At 65.3% G+C, this 19148-nt stretch carries 19 protein-coding genes and 1 pseudogene; all 20 read left to right on the top strand.

Features of this window, described 5'->3' with window-relative positions:
• Positions 1-61 precede the first annotated feature (61 nt).
• Complete coding sequence (locus tag ON44_RS40060; RefSeq protein ID WP_040700058.1) at positions 62-514, top strand: MaoC family dehydratase; 453 nt, start codon at positions 62-64, stop codon at positions 512-514.
• Positions 511-1251, top strand: coding sequence for a 3-oxoacyl-ACP reductase FabG (gene fabG, locus ON44_RS40055; RefSeq protein ID WP_040700057.1), 741 nt, complete (start codon positions 511-513; stop codon positions 1249-1251). Before ON44_RS40060 ends, fabG begins: the two co-directional genes overlap by 4 nt.
• Complete coding sequence (locus ON44_RS40050) at positions 1248-2051, top strand: enoyl-CoA hydratase/isomerase family protein (RefSeq protein ID WP_373283289.1); 804 nt, start codon at positions 1248-1250, stop codon at positions 2049-2051. Before fabG ends, ON44_RS40050 begins: the two co-directional genes overlap by 4 nt.
• Positions 2048-2836 (top strand): enoyl-CoA hydratase/isomerase family protein, encoded by a 789-nt coding sequence (locus ON44_RS40045; RefSeq protein WP_040700056.1) that lies wholly within the window; start codon positions 2048-2050, stop codon positions 2834-2836. The genes ON44_RS40050 and ON44_RS40045 overlap by 4 nt, the downstream gene beginning before the upstream one ends.
• Positions 2837-2838: 2 nt before the next feature.
• Positions 2839-3621 (top strand): enoyl-CoA hydratase/isomerase family protein, encoded by a 783-nt coding sequence (locus ON44_RS40040; RefSeq protein ID WP_040700055.1) that lies wholly within the window; start codon positions 2839-2841, stop codon positions 3619-3621.
• Positions 3622-3636: 15 nt separating this feature from the next.
• Positions 3637-5262 (top strand): class I adenylate-forming enzyme family protein, encoded by a 1626-nt coding sequence (locus ON44_RS40035; RefSeq protein ID WP_040700054.1) that lies wholly within the window; start codon positions 3637-3639, stop codon positions 5260-5262.
• A gap of 3 nt (positions 5263-5265) precedes the next feature.
• Positions 5266-6975, top strand: coding sequence for an AMP-binding protein (locus tag ON44_RS40030; RefSeq protein ID WP_218007756.1), 1710 nt, complete (start codon positions 5266-5268; stop codon positions 6973-6975).
• 104 nt (positions 6976-7079) lie between these two features.
• Complete coding sequence (locus ON44_RS40025) at positions 7080-8312, top strand: aromatic ring-hydroxylating oxygenase subunit alpha (RefSeq protein WP_040700087.1); 1233 nt, start codon at positions 7080-7082, stop codon at positions 8310-8312.
• Complete coding sequence (locus ON44_RS40020) at positions 8312-8797, top strand: aromatic-ring-hydroxylating dioxygenase subunit beta (RefSeq protein WP_040700052.1); 486 nt, start codon at positions 8312-8314, stop codon at positions 8795-8797. The genes ON44_RS40025 and ON44_RS40020 overlap by 1 nt, the downstream gene beginning before the upstream one ends.
• Before the next feature lie 12 nt (positions 8798-8809).
• A complete protein-coding gene (locus ON44_RS40015; RefSeq protein WP_174415249.1) occupies positions 8810-9052 on the top strand; it encodes a hypothetical protein in 243 nt (80 codons plus the stop codon).
• A 1-nt stretch (position 9053) separates the two neighbouring features.
• The gene (locus tag ON44_RS40010) at positions 9054-10310 is read left to right on the top strand and encodes an acetyl-CoA hydrolase/transferase family protein (RefSeq protein WP_040700051.1); all 1257 of its coding nucleotides are present in this window, start codon (positions 9054-9056) and stop codon (positions 10308-10310) included.
• Between the two features lie 68 nt (positions 10311-10378).
• On the top strand, positions 10379-11575 hold the full coding sequence (locus ON44_RS40005; RefSeq protein ID WP_040700050.1) for an acetyl-CoA C-acetyltransferase: 1197 nt from the start codon (positions 10379-10381) through the stop codon (positions 11573-11575).
• Positions 11575-12939 carry an OB-fold domain-containing protein gene (locus ON44_RS40000; RefSeq protein ID WP_040700049.1) on the top strand — a complete coding sequence of 455 codons (1365 nt, stop codon included), beginning with the start codon at positions 11575-11577 and terminating at the stop codon, positions 12937-12939. The genes ON44_RS40005 and ON44_RS40000 overlap by 1 nt, the downstream gene beginning before the upstream one ends.
• Entirely contained in the window at positions 12936-14129 is a 1194-nt protein-coding gene (locus ON44_RS39995; RefSeq protein ID WP_040700047.1) for an acetyl-CoA acetyltransferase, read from the top strand. Before ON44_RS40000 ends, ON44_RS39995 begins: the two co-directional genes overlap by 4 nt.
• 100 nt (positions 14130-14229) lie before the next feature.
• The gene (locus ON44_RS39990; protein ID WP_051183079.1) at positions 14230-15006 is read left to right on the top strand and encodes an enoyl-CoA hydratase/isomerase family protein; all 777 of its coding nucleotides are present in this window, start codon (positions 14230-14232) and stop codon (positions 15004-15006) included.
• Positions 15007-15015: 9 nt separating this feature from the next.
• Entirely contained in the window at positions 15016-16176 is a 1161-nt protein-coding gene (locus ON44_RS39985) for an acyl-CoA dehydrogenase family protein (protein ID WP_040700045.1), read from the top strand.
• A 34-nt stretch (positions 16177-16210) separates the two neighbouring features.
• Positions 16211-17074: an SDR family NAD(P)-dependent oxidoreductase gene (locus tag ON44_RS39980; protein ID WP_040700044.1), complete on the top strand. Its 864-nt coding sequence runs from the start codon at positions 16211-16213 to the stop codon at positions 17072-17074.
• Between the two features lie 14 nt (positions 17075-17088).
• Positions 17089-18396 carry a phytoene desaturase family protein gene (locus ON44_RS39975; protein ID WP_040700043.1) on the top strand — a complete coding sequence of 436 codons (1308 nt, stop codon included), beginning with the start codon at positions 17089-17091 and terminating at the stop codon, positions 18394-18396.
• 222 nt (positions 18397-18618) lie between these two features.
• On the top strand, positions 18619-18804 hold the full coding sequence (locus ON44_RS51080) for a hypothetical protein (RefSeq protein ID WP_040700042.1): 186 nt from the start codon (positions 18619-18621) through the stop codon (positions 18802-18804).
• A gap of 168 nt (positions 18805-18972) precedes the next feature.
• Positions 18973-19148 (top strand): annotated as a pseudogene (locus ON44_RS53150) (oxidoreductase); the annotation flags it as partial.

Raw genomic sequence — 19148 nt, 5'->3', positions numbered from 1 at the left:
GGATTGACCCGATCACTATTAAAATCTATATTAAATTCAAAGTCTAGTGAGGAGTGCTGACGTGCGAGTTTTCGCCACCATCGAGGAGTTCGCCGCCGCGGCGGGGACGTCGCTGGGAACCACCGAGTGGCTCGAGGTCGATCAGAAGCGGATCGACACCTTCGCGGCCGCGACCGGTGATCACCAGTGGATCCACGTGGATCCGGAGCGTGCCGCGGACGGGCCGTTCAAGGGCACCATCGCGCACGGTCTGTTGACGTTGTCGCTGCTGCCGGCGCTGAATCACCAGCTCTACAGCATCGAAAAGCTGGCCATGGCCGTCAATTACGGCTTCGACAAGGTGCGCTTCATCTCGCCGGTGCCGGTGAATTCGCGAGTGCGGGCGACAACACGTATCGATTCCGTCGACGAAGTGCTCGGCGGCGTCCAGGCGAAGATGATCACCACCATCGAGGTGGAGGGCTCGGCCAAACCGGCCTGTGTCGCCGAGTCGATCGCACGGTTCATCGCATGACCGGCAAGCTGCTCAGCGGGAAGACCGCTGTCGTCACCGGCGCCGCAGGCGGTATCGGGCTGGCCATCGCACAGCTGTTCCATGAGCACGGTGCTGGGGTCGTGCTGGCCGATCTGAACGAAAAGGGTGCCCACGCGGCGGCTGAATCGGTCGGTGGACACGCGATCGGGATCGGCTGCGATATGACCGACGAGGATTCGGTGCAGGGCCTGGTGGACGAGACAGTGCGCTGGGCCGGCGGCTTGGATGTGTTCGTCAACAATGCCGGTGTCACCCGGGACGCGTCGCTGCGCAAGATGACCGTGGCCGACTTCGACACCGTGATCGCAGTGCATCTGCGCGGCACTTGGCTTGGGCTGCGGGCCGCGTCGGCGGTCATGCGCGAGGCCGGACATGGGGCGATCATCAACATGTCGTCGCTGTCGGGCAAGTCCGGGAACCCTGGGCAAACCAACTACAGCGCCGCCAAGGCCGGCATCGTCGGCATGACCAAGGCGGCCGCGAAGGAACTGGCGCACAAAGGAGTTCGCGTCAATGCCATTCAACCCGGACTCATCCACACGGCCATGACCGAGGCCATGCCGCCGGAGGTCTTCGCCGAACGTGAGGCCGCTATTCCGATGAAGCGAGCCGGGCAGCCGCACGAAGTGGCCGGTGCCGCACTGTTTCTGGCCTCGGATCTGGCCAGCTATATGACCGGAGCGGTGCTCGAGGTCGGGGGAGGGCGATTGATGTGAGTCAACCGGAGCCACAGGCCGGTCTCGGCGTGACGTCGGCGGAGGTGGTGCTGACGGAGGTGACCGACGGCGTCGGCACCATCACCCTCAACCGGCCCGAACGGATGAACGCCATCACCATCGAATTGGGTGCGCGGTTGCACCTCGCGCTGATCGAGACGGCCGCGCGAGCGAAGGTGATCGTGATTCGCGGCAGTGGCGGAAACTTCTGCGCCGGAGGCGATTTCCATGAACTGCAACGGCTGCGGGCAGAGGGGCGCGACGCCATGGCTCCGCTGTTCGCCAACTTCCGGTCTGCCTGCGACGCGATCGCCGAGCTGTCGGTGCCGGTGATCTGCGCGGTCGAAGGTTATGCCACGGCCGGTGGGTTCGAACTCGCTCAGGCCGCCGATATCGTGCTGGTTCACGAGAGCGCGGTGCTCGCGGACATCCACTCGCGGTACGGGCAGGTCCCGGGCGGCGGTAGTACGCAACGACTCCCACGGCTGGTCGGACGGCAACGCGCGCTGGCGCACATTCTCACCGGAGACCGTCTTACGGCCGACGACGCGGTGGTATGGGGACTCGCATACCGGAAGTACTCCGCGTCCGAGTTCGACTCCGGAGTGCGGGCTTTTGCGGAGCAGTTGTCCATGAAAGATCCCACGGCACTGGCCAGGAGCAAACGACTCGTCCACGAGAGTCTGGGCATGTCGCTCGAGGAAGGACTGAGTCTCGAATTCGAGACGGTCCTCGACCATCTCACCAGCCCGTCAGCAGCCGACGGCATCGGCGCATTCACCACAGGGAGCAATTCATGAATGACCTGGTTCGTGTCGATGTCGACAACGGTATTGCCCGTGTGCTGCTGAACAGCCCCGAGACCTCGAATGGATTGGACGTGCCGTTCCTTCAGGCACTGCATGCCGCGATTATGCAGGTCCACGGTGACCCGCGGGTCCGGGCAGTGCTGTTGTCCGGTGCGGGTAAGCACTTCTGTGCCGGCGGTAACGTGCGGGTATTCGCGTCCAAGGGCGAACAGTTGCCGGACTATCTGCGTGAGGCCACGGCATGGTTGCAGATCGCTGCCGCCGCTCTCACTCAGCTGAACGTGCCGGTCATCGCAGCGGTGCACGGGTTCGCCGCGGGTGGTGGCGGTTTCGGCCTCGTTTGTGCCGCGGATTTCGTGATCGCTGCCGACACAGCGAAATTCATGTCCGGGGCGGTGCGTGTCGGCATGGCTCCGGATGCGGGCGTCTCGGTGACCCTGACCCAGTTGGTCGGCCTGCGCAAGGCCATGCACATCCTGCTGGCCAATCCGGTCCTCGACGCCGCTGAAGCACTCGAGATCGGACTGCTGACCAAGGTGGTGGCGGCCGCCGACTTGGAAACCGAATCACTTGCCTACGCACGCCAATTCACCACGACAGCGCCCAAAGCGATCGGCGCCACCAAGCGCCTGGTGTGGGGCGGCGTGGGTGCGACAGTGGCGGACCGGCTGCCCGAGGAAGCCCGCACAGTGTCCGAGCTGTCTGGCACCGCCGATTCCCGCGAGGGTCTGGCCGCTGTCATCGAGCGCCGCGAACCGAAGTTCCGAGGTGAATAGCATTGTCCGGCCATGATTCACCCGTACTGACCGAGGACCGCGGGCCGATCCGGATTATCACCCTGAACCGGCCGCAGCGGCGCAATGCCATCGATCTGTCGCTGCGCTACGCACTGGCCGAACGATTCGAGGAGGCCATGGCCGATTCGAGCGTGCAGGTGATCGTGTTGACCGGTGCTGGCGCGGGTTTCTGTGCGGGCGGCGATATTTCGACCATGCGGCGCATGGACGAGGCGGAGGCTCGGCCGCGCGCCGAGGCCGCGCAACGGGTGGTGCGCGCGATCTGGCAGGGCGGCAAACCGGTCATCGCAGCGGTGGAGGGCGCCGCCTTCGGTGCGGGTGTGTCTTTGGCATTGGCATGCGATCGGGTCGTCGCTGCGGCGGACGCCGTTTTCAGCACCGCGTTCACCGGTGTCGGCTTGGCCGGGGATATGGGCATTTTCGCTTCGCTACCAGCGCGAGTCGGTATGGCCAAGGCCCGCGAACTCATGTTGCTGCCCATGCGGCTCACCGGTACCGAGGCAGTCGAAATCCGTCTCGCCGACGCGGTCGTGGCTCCGGGCACCGCCTTGGAGTCGGCGCTCGCCGATGCCGAGCGGATGGCTATCGCGCCCCCGCTGGCGGTCGCGGCGCTGAAGGAGATGTTCGTGCGCTGGCCGCGCGATCCGATGACGGTGCTGGACAACGAAGTCGACAACCAGGTGAAGCTGTTCGACTCCGAAGATTTCGCCGAGGGTGTCTCGGCGTTCCATGAGAAGAGAACTCCCGTATTTCGCGGGAAATAGCGGAAGCGCATGCCTATGACAGCCGTGGCTGAACGCAAACTCAGTGAGTCCTATTGGGCGGCCGACGACAGCGTGCCGCTCTCGGACCACACGGTCGGTTCCCTCCTTGCCGATCGGGCCCAGAACCAATCCGCAACAGTCGCTTTGGTCGGAACACCGCACGGCGGCTCGGGGCTTCGCCGCCTCACATACGGTGAGCTCTACGACCAGGCGCGGCGAGTTGCGGCCGCTTTGACCGAACTCACCGAGCCGGGCGAGTTCGTGGCGTTGTGGGCACCGAACGTCATCGAGTGGCCCATCATCGAATTCGGCGCCGCATTGGCGGGCCGGGTGCTCGTGGCGCTCAACCCTGCATTTCGCGAAGGCGAGCTGGTCTACACACTCGAGCATTCCGGAGCAACTGTGCTCATCCACGCCGATGAATACCGCGGCTACGACATGGCGACGGTCGCCGCGGCGGCAGTCGATCGGGTGCCGGGCGTCCGGCAGCGGATCAGCCTGGCAGACATCGCACGCTGGCAGTCGGACACGTCGGACTTTGTCTCGCCGGACATCGATCCCGGCGATCCGGCGATGCTTCAGTACACCTCGGGTACGGCCGGGAATCCGAAAGGCGTTCTGCTTCGGCATCGTTCGCTGGTCAATGTCGCGAGGATGACGATGGAGGCCGCCGAGATCTCGGATGGATCGGTGTTCGTGAATCCGTTGCCGATGTTCCACACCGCAGCCTGTGTGATCGGTACCCTCGGACCTGTCTGGATGGCGGGCACGACTGTGCTGGTGGAGACCTTCGTCCCCGGTAAGGTTCTCGAGTTGGTTGCCGCCGAGAACGCCGATGTGCTGTTCTTCGTGCCCACGATCCTTGGCGCCTTGCTGGAGACCACCCGCGGAAACGAGTTTGCCGCACCGAAAATCGGCAGCATTGTCGGTGGTGCGGCGAATGTCCCACAGGTGATGATCGAGGGCGCGGCGCGGGTTTTCGGTGCGGCGGTACACAATCTTTTCGGTCAAACCGAACTGGCCCCGGTGATCACCCTGACCCGCAAGAGCGACTCGCTCGCCGACCAACTCAGCACGGTGGGCTGCCCCATCCCGCAAGTCGAAGTGAAGATCGCCGGTTCGGGCGGCGCCGGGGTGGCTCCGCTCGGTGTGATCGGTGAGATCTGCGCACGCGGCTATCAGCAGATGATCGAGTACTACCGCGACCCGGCCGCGACCGCGGCGGCAGTGGACGACGAAAGCTGGCTGCACACCGGCGACCTCGGAATGATGGACGAACGCGGATTCGTCACCGTCACCGGACGGCTCAAAGACATGATCATCAGCGGCGGCGAGAACATCGCCCCGGCGGAGGTGGAATCTCGCCTGGTCGAACATGATTCGATCCAGCAGGCAGCAGTCGTCGGCATCCCGCACGAGAAGTGGGGAGAAACCGTGGCCGCCGTGCTCGTGGTCCGTGGTGAACGGCCCGAGGATCTGGTCGCATCGGTCAAAGAACAACTCGGCGACACCCTCGCGCCGTTCAAGACGCCGCGACGCTGGTTTGTCACCGACACCCTTCCCGTCACCCTGTCGGGCAAGGTCCAGAAATATCGACTCCGCGAGGCAATTCTCGACGGTGCCGTCGACGAGATCTGGTGAAATATCTTGAGTAACAATGACTTCGACGATCGAAGGAAAAGGCTGGCGGCGCGGTTCCCGAACTGGCAACCGCGGTCGCTGGGTGACTGGCTGCACCGTTGCGCCGACGAGTTCGGCGAACGCCCCTTGGTCATCACCGACGAACGCACGCTGACCTACCGAGAGACCGCGGACCTCGCGACCAGGCTCGCCGATGGACTGGCCACGCTGGGCGTGCGCCCGGGCGATCACGTCGGGGTGCTGATGGCGAACTATCCGGAGTTCGTGCCGGTGAAGTTCGCCATCGCTCTCGCGGGCGCGGTCGCGGTGCCGTTGAATTTCCTGTACCGCGCAGACGAACTCGCCTATGTGCTCGGCCAGTCCGAATGCCGGGTTCTCATCACCATGACCGGTTTCGCGGGACTGGACTACCTCGGGATGCTCGACGAGGTCGCACCGGCATGGGAATCGCCCGACCGCGACAAGTCACGACTTCCCAAGCTGCACACGGTTATTCAGCTGCCCACCGACGGACGCGAGCGCGCCGGCGTGCTCACCGTAGATGAGCTGGCCCTCGTCGGCGACCGGCACCGTGGGGCGACTGCCGAGCTTCGAGTGGACCCGACGGCGGTAGGCGACATCCTCTACACCTCCGGCACCACCGGATCGCCCAAGGGGGTCCTCATCGCCCATGACGCGGTCCTGCGCACCGGATACGCCTCCGCGCTCACCCGTGCCTTCGACGACGGTCGCCGGATCCTGTTCTCGTTGCCGTGCTACCACATGTTCGGCTACGTCGAGGGCTTGATCGCGGCCATGATGGTGGGCGGCGCGGTGATCCTGTTGCCCGCCTTCGAGGCCACGAAGTACCTCGCCGGAATCGAGCGGCATCGCGCCGACGACATTCTGTGCGTCCCCACGATGACAGTGGCGCTGCTGGAACATACGGACCGCCACCGCTATGACCTGTCATCGTTGTCGGCGGTGCTGTCCGGTGCCGCGCCCGCTCCGGTCTGGCTGTGGGAGCGGGTCCGGGACGAATTGGGTGCGGCCGAGATCGTCACCGGCTATGGCATGACCGAATGCGGCGGCGCGATGACCCTGACCCGGCCCGAGGACTCGCTGGAACTCACCGCGACCACTGCTGGCCGGCCGAAATCCGCCGGAGCGGCCGGAATCGGCGACGGGGCGCTGGTGCGTTATCGCACCGTCGACCCGGTCACCGGTGTGTCATTACCCGAAGGTAAAGAGGGCGAACTGGTTTCGCACGGCCCGACCAGCATGCTCGGGTTCTGGGGCAAGCCGGAGGAGACCGCCAAGGGACTCCGCGACGGCTGGGTGTTCTCCGGTGATCTGGGGCGGGTGCGTCCGGACGGTTATCTGGAGATCACCGGGCGCAGCAAGGAGCTCTATAAGAGCGGCGGAGAACTGGTGATGCCCAAGGAGATCGAGGAACTGCTCACCGCCCGCCCCGAAATCAGCCAGGCCTACCTGATCGGCGTACCCGATGAACGATGGGGTGACGCGGGCTGCGCATGCATTGTGCGCGCGCCCGACGCCGAGATATCCGCCGAGCAGCTGATCGAGATCTGCAAGGCGAATCTGGCCCGGTTCAAGGTTCCCAAACACGTCGTATTCCTCACGGCAGCGGAACTGCCCACCACCCCGACGGGGAAGGTGCAGAAGTTCCGTCTCGTGAGCTACGTGAAAGCACGATTGGAGCAACAGAAATGACGGTCACGACACCTCCGGACGCCGCGCGCGAACCGGGCGATCATTCGATCTGCGACCTGGACACAGCCTGCGAAACCGGTCCGGTCGCGAAACAAGCACCGCGAGTGGACTATTCGCGGCTCATTCAGCCAGAGCGGGTGCACGGCTCGCTCTACACCGATCCGGCCGTTTTCGCCGACGAGTTGGAACGCATCTGGTACGGCGGCTGGGTGTTCGTCGGCCACGAGTCCGAGGTGCCGCAGCCGAACGACTACGTGCGCAAGAACATCGGTCCGCAGGACATCATCATGACCCGCGACCGCGCGGGCCAGGTGCACCTGGTCACCAACCGGTGCGCGCACCGCGGCAACCTCGTGTGCGACGAGCCGCGCGGTAACTCCAGCTCATTCCGCTGCCCCTACCACGGCTGGACCTACAGCAACACCGGCGACATGCTCGGCTACCCCTACAACAAGGGCTACGGCGGCAAGGGCAAACTGAACCTCGGACTCGGTGTGGTGCCCCGCGTGGAGAGCTACCACGGCTTCGTGTTCGGAAGCTTCAACCCCGACGTCCCGCCACTGCTGGAGCATCTGGGCGCCGCCGCCGGTGAAATCGATCGACTGGCCCGGCTCTCACCCACCGGCAAGGTACGCCTCGACAACGGCTGGCTCAGGCATCGCACGCGCGCCAACTGGAAGTTGTTGGCGGAGAACGAAACCGACGGCTATCACCCGCAGTTCGTGCACGGCTCCATCTTCTCGGTGACCGGCTCCACCATCGGCCCGCTCTATAGCGACGCCTCCACTGCGGTCACCCGCGCGCTGGGCAACGGGCACAGCGAGAACGACCTGCGGCCTGAGTTCCGCAAGTTCGCCGAGCCCATGCGCTGGTTCGGCACCACCGCGGACCGGGTGCCGGAGTATGTGGCGAAGATGCACGAGGTCCACGGCGAAGCCGCCGAAGAGATCATGATCGAGGGCGCGCCGCACGTCATGATCTTCCCCAACCTGTTCATCGCCGAGATCCAGGTTTTCAACATCCAGCCGCTGTCGGTGCACGAATGCATCCAGTTCTCCACCTCGGTGCAGTTGGACGGTGCGGATGAGCTGAACAAGCGGATGCTGTCGCAGTCCATCGGTTCGGTCGGCCCGGCGGGCATGCTGCTGGCCGACGACACCGAGATGTACGAGCGCAATCAGGTCGGGGTCGCGCAGCTGCTGCCCGAATGGCTCGATCTGCGCCGCGGTGTGGCTCGGGAATCGTTGGACGACAACGGTTTCCGCATTGGCGGCGCGACCGACGAGACCGCCATGCGTGCCTTCTGGCAGCACTACAAGACTCTGATGGAGGCGTGATGACTGCCCTTACCGATATCGATCTGCGCGAGCTCGAGCAGTTCATCTACCGCGAGGCTCGCTTCGCCGACGAACACGACTACGACTCGTGGGAGGCGCTGTGGATCGACGACGCCGTGTACTGGGTGCCCGTCGACGGCGGCAGGTACGACCCTGAGCGGCACGTGTCGATCATGTACGACAACCGCCGCCGCATTTCCACCCGCCTGCAGCAGCTGCGCACCGGCAAGCGGTACGCGCAGTCGCCGCCATCGAATCTGCGCCGCACGATCTCGAATGTCGAACTGCTCAGCGTCGAGGGCGATGAAATCACTGTGGGCGCGAATTTCGTTCTCTACGAGTCGAAACCGCGCGGAATTCACACCTGGGCGGGCCGCTACACCTACGTGCTGCGGCGGGCGGACGGTGAACTGCGGCTGGTCCGCAAGACCGTGGTGCTCGTCAACAGCGCGGAAGCCGTGCCCAGCATGGGCTTTCTGATCTGAGGGGGTTGGCAGATGGACAGGCCAGGATCGGATGGTGGCACCGGCCGTGAATTCGGCATCGTGCACAGTGAATTCGCCTCGGTGCGGGTCGGCATCGACGAGACCGCGAACGGTCCACGGTTACGGCTGGAGGACTTGAAGTCCGGCCGCGTCCGTTTCCTGGACGCCCTCGAATTGGAAACGATCGTGTGGCTCGCCGAGGGGCACATGGAACGTCTGCTCGACCCGTCCGCCGACCGCTGGCGGGAGGACTGATATGCCTGATGCCACGCCGCTGCGCGCGGTTTCCGCGCCGGACCTCGATTTCCGCGCCGTCATCCGTCCGGGCGATTTCGTGGTCTGGGGTCAGTCGTGCGCGGAGCCGGTGACGTTGACCGAGCGTCTGCTCGAACAGCGGGCGGACCTCGGCGGTATCACCTGCTTCATCGGCATCCCCGCCGTAGAGACGGTGAAACCCGAGCATGCCGACCATATTCGGTTCGTCAGCTACTGCGGTACGGGTAGTAATCGGGCGCTGGCCGCGGCCGGGGCACTCGAGGTGTACCCCGGCCACTACTCGACCCTGCCGGAATTCGTCTCACGCGCAGACGTGGTACTGGTGCAATGCGCACCACCGGACGTCCTGGGGCGTTACAGCCTCGGCTTGGCCGACGACTACCTCACCGCCGCCATCGACAGCGCGCGGATCGTCGTCGCCGAGGTGAACGATCAAGTGCCCGCAACACCCGGCGCACGACATCTGACCGACCGTGAAATCAATATCGCGATCCGTACCTCACGGCCGGTGGCGGAGAGTCCGGCCGTTTCGCCGACACCCGAGATGGCGACCATCGGCGCGCATATCGCAAGCATCGTGCCCGACGGCGCCACATTGCAGTTCGGGATCGGCTCGGTACCCGAGGCCGTACTCGGCGCGCTCGGCGCGCACAACGACCTCGGTATCCACTCCGGCATCCTCACTGACGCAGCGGTCGAGCTCATCGACAAGGGCGTGGTGACCAATGCCCGCAAGACCACCGATCGCGGGATCTCCGTGGCGGCGGTGCTGATCGGTACACGGCGGTTGTTCGAGCACGTGCACTGCAACCCGACGGTATCGCTGCGGCCGATCACCTACACCCACGATCCCGAACGCCTTGCGGCGCAACACCGTTTCATAGCCATCAACTCCGCCATCGAGGTCGATCTGACCGGGCAGGTCAACGCTGAGGTGGCGGGCGGACGCTATGTCGGCGGCGTCGGAGGCGGCGGCGAATTCCTGCGCGCCGCGGCGCGGTCCCATGGGGGCATGCCGATCATCGCCCTGCCCGCCACTGCGGGCACCCGCAGCCGGATCGTGGACCGGCTCTCCGGGCCGGTCAGCATCGCACGCAGCGACGCGGGCATCGTGGTCACCGAATTCGGCATCGCCGACCTGCGCGGTGTGCCGCTGTCCGAGCGGCGTGAACGGATGCTCGCCATCGCACACCCCGACCAGCGGGACGACCTGCGCGCGGCGGCGAGTCGGTGGTGACTCCCGCGAATTGCCGTCATGCCCGAAAACTATAGGGGCACAGTGAAAGTCAGCATCGAGGTGAAACCATGAAGAGAGCGGCGATCGTCAGCCCGCTACGCACCCCCGTCGGAACCTTCGGCGGCACACTACGTCCTGTCCCCGCCGAGGACTTGGCCGCCCACATCATCAAGGCGGTCGTCGAGCGCTCCGGTGTCGACCCGGCGCGCATCGACGACGTCTCCTTTGCGCAGTCCTACACCAATTCCGAAGCGCCGTGTATCGGCCGCTGGGCCGCACTCGCGGCAGGCCTGCCCATCGAGGTGCCCGGCTTGCAGACCGACCGCCGCTGCGGCGGCGGCCTGCAAGCCGTTGTCACCGCCGCGATGATGGTGCAGACCGGGGCAGCCGACGTGGTGCTCGCGGGTGGCGTCGAGAGCATGAGCAATATCGAGTACTACACCCAGGACATGCGGTGGGGCGCACGGTCGGGCAATGTCGCCTTCTACGACCGCCTCGACCGCGGCCGGGAACGCTCCCAGCCGGTCGAACGCTTCGGTCACATCAGCGGCATGATCGAGACCGCCGAGAACCTGTCGCAGCGGTACTCGATCACCCGTGAGGCGGCTGATGAATTCGCGTTTCGCAGTCACCAGAAGGCCTCCGCCGCTTGGGAATCGGGCAAGTTCGTCGACGAGGTGGTGCCGGTCTCGGTGCCGCAACGCAAGGGCGATCCGATCGAGTTCGTCCGCGACGAAGGCATTCGCGCCGACTCGACGCCGGAATCCCTTGGCCAGCTTCGCGCCATCATGCGCGACGGCACCGTGACCGCCGGGAATTCGAGCCAGCAGAACGATGCCGCGGCGGCCTGCCTGGTCGTTGCCGAGGACAAGCTCGACGAACTCGGACTCGAACCCCTCGGCTTCCTCGTCGGCTGGTCGGCTGCGGGCTGCGAACCCGCCGAGATGGGCATCGGACCAGTGCCTGCCGTGGCGAAACTCTTCCAACGCACCGGCCACACCTTCGACGACATCGATGTCGTCGAACTCAACGAAGCCTTCGCCGTCCAGGTACTGGCAGTGCTGAAGGGCTGGGGTTTCGACGACCACGATCGGCTCAATGTCAATGGCTCGGGTATCTCCCTCGGCCACCCCATCGGTGCTACCGGCGTTCGCATCCTCACCACCGTGCTGCACGAATTACGCAGGCGCGGTGGACGATACGCCCTGGAGTCGATGTGCATCGGCGGCGGTCAGGGCATGGCGGCACTTTTCGAGGCACCCTGATGACACAGTACGGAATCACCTCCTATGGCACCTACCTGCCCGCCCACCGGGTATCGGTCGCCGATATCGGCAAGACCCTGAATACCAACGCGGGCAAGGGGGTTCGTGTTGCTGCCGCCTTCGACGAAGACAGCACAACGATGGGCGTCGCGGCTGCCGCGACCGCGCTCGCTCCAGGTGCGGAACCCGCGGGACTGTATTTCGCGACCACCACGCCGGCCTACGCCGACAAGGCGAACGCGACAGCTATTCACGCGGCGCTCGGCCTTCCCTCCGAGATCTTCGCAGCCGATCTGGCGGGTTCGGCTCGCAGTGGCATCGCGGCGCTGCTGGCCGCTGCGAACTCCGGTGGGCTTGCGGTCCTGGCCGACATGCGCGTCGGCCGTCCCGGATCCGCCGACGAGCGCAGTGGGGGAGACGGTGCGGCTGCGTTCCTCTTCGGCATCGAGCCGATCGCGGAAATCATCGCCCGATCTGCACTGACCGCCGAATTCCTGGACCGCTGGCGAGACCCTCGGGCGGTGACCGGAGAGCAGTGGGAAGAGCGTTTCGGCATCGAGCAGTACCTGCCATTCGTTTCCCGCGCGGCCGCGACCGTCCTCGCTGAGGCCGGGCTGAACGAGGCGGATCATGTCGTGCTGGTCTCGCCCAATCTCACCCTGGCCAAACGTGCCGCGAAAAGGATCGCGGGAAAACTGTCCACCCGAAACTCGCCCATCGGCCACGCAGGCACCGCCGACGTCGGACTTGCCCTGGCCGCTGCCTTGGATCAGGCCGAACCGGGCGAGACCATACTCGTGATCTCAGCGGCCGATGGCTGCGATGCCCTCGTCCTGCGCGCCACCGAGCGCATAACGCACGCGCGACAGCCGATTCCAGTCGCCACACAACTCGAGCAGGGTACGTCCGTGTCCTATGCGGCCTACCTGAATTGGCGTGGCCTGCTGGACCGGGAACCGCCACGTCGTCCGGAACCCGATCGGGTGGCCGCACCGCCGTCGGCCCGGGCGGCCCGGTGGAAGTTCGCGTTCACCGGCAGCGCGTGCGGTTCCTGCGGACTGGTACATCTGCCGCCGGCCCGAATCTGTAAGCGCTGTGGCGCGATCGACGCCATGACCGAGGTGTCCATGGCCCATCGCGAGGGCGCGGTCACGACCTTCACTGTCGACCGGCTCGCGTACTCACCCGCCCCGCCCGTCGTGGAGGCCGTCGTCGACTTCGACGATGGCGGGCGCTACGCCCTCGAGGTCGCAGACGGCGCGGCCGACCGGCTGGCCGTCGGCTCCCGCGTGCGCACCACCTTCCGTCGCCTGCACAGCGCCGCGGGTGTGCACAACTACTTCTGGAAAGCGCAACTGCTATGAGCAGCAACGGAATCTGCGACAAAGTCGCCATCGTCGTCATGGGCTGCACCCGCTTCGGCGAGCGCTGGGAAAGCTCCGCCGACGACCTGCTGGTCGAGGCCATGGCCGACTGTTTCGACGGCAACCCGAAACTCGATCGCGCTGATATCGACGCCTATTGGCTCGGTACGCTCGGTACCGGGCAGAGCGGCCTGACCGCCAGCAGGCCGCTGGGCTTGCAGAACACGCCGGTCACCCGTGTCGAGAACTATTGCGCAAGCGGCTCCGAAGCCTTCCGCAACGCCTGCTACGCCGTCGCATCGGGCGCCTACGACCGCGTCGTCGCCATCGGTGTGGAAAAGCTCAAGGACTCGGGCTTCTCCGGTCTGCTGCGCGGCGACCCGCCCAGCGATGGCACGGCCTCGGAGCTGTCCTTGACCGCACCGGCCGCCTTCTCGCTGCTGGATCCGGCCTACTGCGCCAAGTACGGTGTGGATCCCGCCCTCATGCGAGAGGCCATGACGCACGTCGCCTGGAAGAATCACCACAACGGCGCTCTGAATCCCAAGGCGCAGTTTCGATCCGAGGTCGCGAAGCAGAAGATCGCCGGTGCCCCGCTGGTTGCGGGACGCCTTGGCATCTTCGACTGCTCCGGTGTTTCCGACGGCGCGGCCTGCGCGGTGATCGTCCGAGCCGAGGACGCCCTGAACTACACCGACACACCCCTGTATGTAAAAGGGCTCTCGCTCACCGCCGGACCGGGCCGCGGGGCGGTTGATCCGGACTACGATTTCACTACCTTTCCCGAGGTGGTGGCCAGCGCGAAAGACGCCTACACCCAGGCCGGAATCACCGACCCCCGATCCGAGATCTCCTTCGCTGAGGTCCACGATTGCTTCACACCTACAGAGCTCGTCCTCATGGAGGATCTCGGCTTCACCGATCGCGGACAGGCATGGAAAGACAGTGTCGCAGGCGATTTCGACCTGGATGGCCGACTGCCGGTCAACCCGGATGGCGGCCTCAAATCCTTCGGCCACCCGGTCGGCGCCAGCGGCCTGCGCATGCTCTACGAATGCTGGCTGCAATTCCGCGGCGAAGCGAGTGAACGTCAGATCGCGAATCCGCGGATGGCCCTGACCCACAACCTCGGTGGGCGTCCGGGCGCTTGCGTCTCCTTTGTCTCCGTTGTCGGCGCTGAGCTGGGCTGAAGCGGTAACCGAAACTTCCACACCGGCCGGGTTCCGCTGCGCAGGGCTTGACCAAAGCCTATTTCCTAATTTACATTAAATTCGAAAAGGAGGTGCGACGTTGATCTCGTACCAGGTCGTCGACGACATCGCCTACGTCAGGCTGAATCGGCCCGAAGCGCGCAATGCCCTCGACAAGGCGATGGGGGAGGCGCTGCTCGAGGTGGCGACCCGGATCGCCAACGACGACGGGCTGCGGGCTGTATTGATCACCGGGAATGGTCCGGTGTTCAGCGTCGGCGGTGATATCGGCGCGTTCTCCGATGGATCGGCGGACCTGCCGGACACGCTCACCCGGATGGCGATGCTCATGCACGAGGCGATCCGGTTGCTGGCCCGGGTCGGCGTGCCGATCGTCACGGCCGTGCACGGCGCGTGCGCGGGTGGGGCGCTGGGGTTCCTGTACCCGGCCGACATCACGATAGCCGCCACCGGGACCAAGTTCGCCACGGGCTTCGGGCGCATCGGTATTACCTCTGACTCCGGAAACACCTGGTATCTACCGAAATTCATCGGCATCCGGCGGGCGAGTGAAATGCTGTTCGAAGACCGGGTCATCGACGCCGATACCGCCGTTGAGTGGGGTCTGATCAATCGTGTCGTCCCCGCTGACCAGCTCGCGGCCGAAGCCGAGGCGACGGTACAAAGGCTCGCTGCCGGCGCCACCCGCGGCTATGGCGAGATGCGCAGGCTGCTGCACAACTCCTGGAACACCAGCCTCGACCACGCGCTGTCGGAGGAGACGGCGGCGTTGCGTCGCATCGCCCACACGGGAGACGCGACCGGCGCCATTGAGAGCTTCCTCGCCAAACAGCAGCCGACCTTCACTGGAAAGTGAGATGAACCGTTGTCCGCCTTGATAACCGATACCGAAGAACGGGCCCTGCTGCGCGAGAGCGTCGCCAAACTTGCGGCCAAATATGGTCAAGAGTATTTCCTGGAACGCTCGCGCTCCGGAGGCAAGGTCGACGAGTTATGGCGTGATCTCGGTCAGGCCGATCTGCTCGGCGTGCATCTGCCCGAGGAGTACGGCGGCGGTGGGGCGGGCCTGTCCGAGATGCTCATCGTCATCGAAGAGCTTGCCGCGCAGGGGTTTCCGCTGCTGCTCGCGGTCGTTTCGCCGGCCATCTGTGGATCGATCCTAGCCGCGCACGGTTCGGAGCAGATGAAGACCGAATGGCTGCCCGGCCTCGCCGACGGCAGCCGGAAGATGGCCTTCGGCCTGACCGAACCCGATGCCGGTTCCAACAGCCACAATGTGAGCACCACCGCGCGCCGCGACCGCGAGGGCTGGATGATCTCCGGCGGCAAGTACTTCATCTCGGCCATCGACGAGTGCGAAGCCATCCTGCTGATCACGCGAGACCCGGAGTTCGTGGGCACCTCGAAATCGCCGCTGTCGATGTTCGTGGTGCCCACCGACGCGCCTGGGCTCACGCTGCAGCCGTTGCCCACGGCTGTGGTGTCGCCGGATCACCAGTTCACGGTGTTTCTCGATGAAGTGCGCGTCGGGCCGGAGGCGTTGATCGGCGCGGCGGGCAATGGTCTGCGGCAGGTCTTCGCCGGACTGAATCCGGAGCGGATTCTCGCCTCGGGTATCAGCACCGGCATCGGCCGCTACGCTATTTCGAAGGCGGCCTCCTACGCGCAGAACCGTCAGGTGTGGTCGGTGCCGATCGGTGCGCACCAAGGGATTTCGCATCCGCTGGCCGAGGCGCACATCGCGGTCGAGCTTGCCCGCCTGGCCGCCTATCGCGCGGCCGAACTGTTCGACGCCGGACAGCCTGCCGCCGAAGCGGCCAATATCGCGAAGTTCGCCGCCGCCGACGCCTCGCTGAAGGCGCTGGACCAAGCCATCCAGACCCACGGCGGTAACGGCCTGTCCCTCGAATACGGCCTGGCCGAACTCTGGTTCTCCGCACGCCTGCTCAAGACCGCGCCGGTGAGCCGGGAAATGGTCCTCAACTTCGTCGCGCAGACCAGCCTGAAGCTGCCCGCGTCGTACTGAAATCAACTCTGGAAAGTCAAGGGAGACAACACTAATGCCCGGAGTAACCGATCGTGTAATCGTCGTCACCGGAGGCGGTGGCGGCCTCGGCCGCGAATACGCACTGCTGCTGGCCAAAGAGGGCGCCCAGGTCGTGGTGAACGACCTCGGCGGCGCCCGCGACGGCTCCGGCTGCGGCACCTCGATGGCCGACACCGTCGTCCAGGAGATCCGCGACGCCGGCGGTACTGCGGTGGCCAACTACGACAACATCGCCACCGAAGAGGGCGCGGCAAATCTGATCAAGACCGCCGCCGACAACTTCGGCACCGTGCACGGCGTCATCCACAACGCGGGCATCCTGCGTGACGGCTCCTTCGCGAAGATGACCGCCGACAACTGGGAATCGGTGCAGAAGGTGCACCTGTGGGGCGGCTACCACGTCACTCGCGCCGCCTGGCCCTACTTCCGCGAGCAGAACCACGGCCGCGTCGTCGTCGCGGCATCCACCAGCGGACTCTTCGGCAACTTCGGCCAAGCCAACTACGGCGCCGCGAAACTCGGTCTCGTCGGTCTGATCAACACCCTCGCGATCGAAGGCGCCCGAAACAATATCCTCGCCAATGCCATTGCGCCACTGGCCGCCACCCGCATGACCGAGGACATCGCGCCCAAGGAGATGCTCGACAAGCTGCCGCCCGCCCACGTCGCCGGCGTCGTCGGCTACCTGATGAGCGACGAATGCACCGACACCGCAACAGTTGTCGTCGCCGGCGGCGGCCAGGTGTACCGCGTGCAGCAATTCCAGAACAAGGGCGCCGTCTTCACTGCCCCGCCGAGCATCGACGAGGTCGCCGCGCACTGGAACCAGATCACCGACATGTCGGGCGCGGAACCCGGCAGCAACCCGCTCGGCTGAAACGAGGATCATCGATGACCGAAAACAATTGGGACGCATTAGTTGTCGGCGCAGGCGCAGGCGGATTGTTCACCGCCGCACGGCTCTCGCACCTGGGCTACAAGACTCTCGTTGTCGAACGCCTGGACAAGGTCGGCGGTCGTGCCTCCACCGATGAGGTCGACGGCTTCAAAGTCAATAACGGCGCCATAGTGATCGAACTCGGTGGCATCACCGAGGAGACCTTCGACGAGGTCGGCGCGAAATTCGACATTCGCAAACCGGAACCGCCCGTCCTGTACCGGATCGGCGGCAAGGATGTCGACGTGACCGGCGGCGGCTGGGGCTTCCTGCTATCCAAACTCACCCGGCAAGGCGCCAAGCTGGTCAAAGGCATCGGCGCGGCGCGCAACGACAGTGGCCTTCCCGAAGACGAACTCTCAACCGCCGACTGGGTGGCCAAGTACACCAAAAACGAATCCGTGCACGGCATCTTCCGCAATATGTGCGGATCGGTGTTCGCGGTCGGCTCCGAAGAACTCCCCGCCCGGGTCTTCCTCACCTACTTCACCCGCAAGAGCGCGTTCAAGAAGTTCGGCTTCTGCCCGCAGGGCACCATCGGCGTGTGGCAGTCGCTTGCCGAGGTGGTCGAGAGCAACGGCGGCGCGGTATGGCTGGACAGCGAGGTGACCTCGCTGACCCTGACCGACGGCAGGATCACCGGCGCGGTGATCGCGCGTGGCGGTGAAACCGTCGAAGTGGCAAGCCGTTTCACGGTCAGCAACATCGGTCCCTTCGCCACTCTGGATTTGGTCGGGCGCGACAACTTGCCTGGCGATTATGTCGCACAGGTCGACAAGGCCAACCGGCCCTGTGGCATGATCTCGGTGAACTTCGCCAGTCAGCAGCCGCTCGTGCAGGCCCCCGGCTTGACCAGCTTCGCTCAGAGCCGCCGTCTGTGCTACATCGCGAACTTCACCGCGTTGTGCCCGGAAATGGCCCCGGAGGGCTGGCACCTCTACCAGGGCACTGCGGTACCGAAACCGGCCGTGGGTGACTTCGACGAGGAAGCCGAGACCGAACTTCTGCTGCAGGATCTGCGTGACGAGGTGCCCGGATTCGACGGGGCGCGCATCCTGTCGATCAACGTCACGCGCGACGGCTGGCCGCCGCAGCGCGCGGTCGCCGGATACGATCTGCCGCACGACACTCCGATCCAGAACCTGTGGAACGTGGGCGACGCGGTCAAGGAATATGCCAACGGTGGCACCACCGCATGCGCGGAGACCGCCAAGATTGTCGTCGACAAGATCCGCGACCATTTCCCGGTCGCGACTGCCTAGATCTTGTCCGGAAAGGCTGGCTTGGTAATCGAGGTGTCGGGAATGGCGGACTTGCCCGCTGGTGCGGCCGGTGGAGGTGGCGTCGTGGTTGACGAGCCGGAGGTGTCCGTCCGGGGCGGTGGTGTCGGAGGAAGGCCGGAAGCTGACGGATTACCCACCTTACGTTGTCTGAGGAAGCGATAGCCCGTGGCCGCGGAAGGATGGTCACCGTCCGAAGGAGATGTGCACCTGCGCATCTGGCTTGCCGGCGTGGTCTTCGACTACATGGCCAGCACAGCGGCGGTACGCAACCTTGTCAACGACTGGAGGCGAAAGCATTGGCACACAATCGAATTGATTCTCGATGCCACCGAGGACTGCCGGTTGCTGCCGCGCCTGCCGTGCGAACGATTGTTTCTCGGGTCGTGACGGTGAGGTGTTGCCCGTCCGTGACAGCGGCGGGCACCAGCAGCATGCTGATGAGCCCACACGATCGTCGAGTCGACACTGACCTGCCACCGGATCCGGCTGCGAGCTTCGGCGACGACCTGCAACAACTTCACGATCACCAGCCACCCGCCCCGATACTGCCAGCGGCGGAACAACCTGCACTGCCGTGCAAGTTACGTGTTCATCGCGGGTGGTATCGGAATTACTCCGATCCTGCCGATGGTGGCCGCCGCGCAGGCCGGTGGTGCTGAGTGGGAGCTGTACTACGGCGGACGGACCTTGGCGTATATGGCCTTCGCCGAGGACATCGCTCGCTACCCGCA

The sequence above is a fragment of the Nocardia vinacea NBRC 16497 genome (assembly GCF_000308835.1).
GTDB classification, from domain to species: Bacteria; Actinomycetota; Actinomycetes; order Mycobacteriales; family Mycobacteriaceae; genus Nocardia; species Nocardia vinacea.
The sequence above is the reverse complement of the archived record's forward strand: the minus strand, read 5'-3'. Positions and strand labels throughout refer to the sequence as shown.

Coding starts and splice junctions, on each gene's coding strand:
- fabG (WP_040700057.1), top strand. CDS start 511: ATGACCGGCAAGCTGCTCAGCGGGAAGACCGCTGTCGTCACCGGCGCC.
- ON44_RS40045 (WP_040700056.1), top strand. CDS start 2,048: ATGAATGACCTGGTTCGTGTCGATGTCGACAACGGTATTGCCCGTGTG.
- ON44_RS40035 (WP_040700054.1), top strand. CDS start 3,637: ATGACAGCCGTGGCTGAACGCAAACTCAGTGAGTCCTATTGGGCGGCC.
- ON44_RS40020 (WP_040700052.1), top strand. CDS start 8,312: ATGACTGCCCTTACCGATATCGATCTGCGCGAGCTCGAGCAGTTCATC.
- ON44_RS40015 (WP_174415249.1), top strand. CDS start 8,810: ATGGACAGGCCAGGATCGGATGGTGGCACCGGCCGTGAATTCGGCATC.
- ON44_RS40010 (WP_040700051.1), top strand. CDS start 9,054: ATGCCTGATGCCACGCCGCTGCGCGCGGTTTCCGCGCCGGACCTCGAT.
- ON44_RS40005 (WP_040700050.1), top strand. CDS start 10,379: ATGAAGAGAGCGGCGATCGTCAGCCCGCTACGCACCCCCGTCGGAACC.
- ON44_RS40000 (WP_040700049.1), top strand. CDS start 11,575: ATGACACAGTACGGAATCACCTCCTATGGCACCTACCTGCCCGCCCAC.
- ON44_RS39995 (WP_040700047.1), top strand. CDS start 12,936: ATGAGCAGCAACGGAATCTGCGACAAAGTCGCCATCGTCGTCATGGGC.
- ON44_RS39980 (WP_040700044.1), top strand. CDS start 16,211: ATGCCCGGAGTAACCGATCGTGTAATCGTCGTCACCGGAGGCGGTGGC.
- ON44_RS39975 (WP_040700043.1), top strand. CDS start 17,089: ATGACCGAAAACAATTGGGACGCATTAGTTGTCGGCGCAGGCGCAGGC.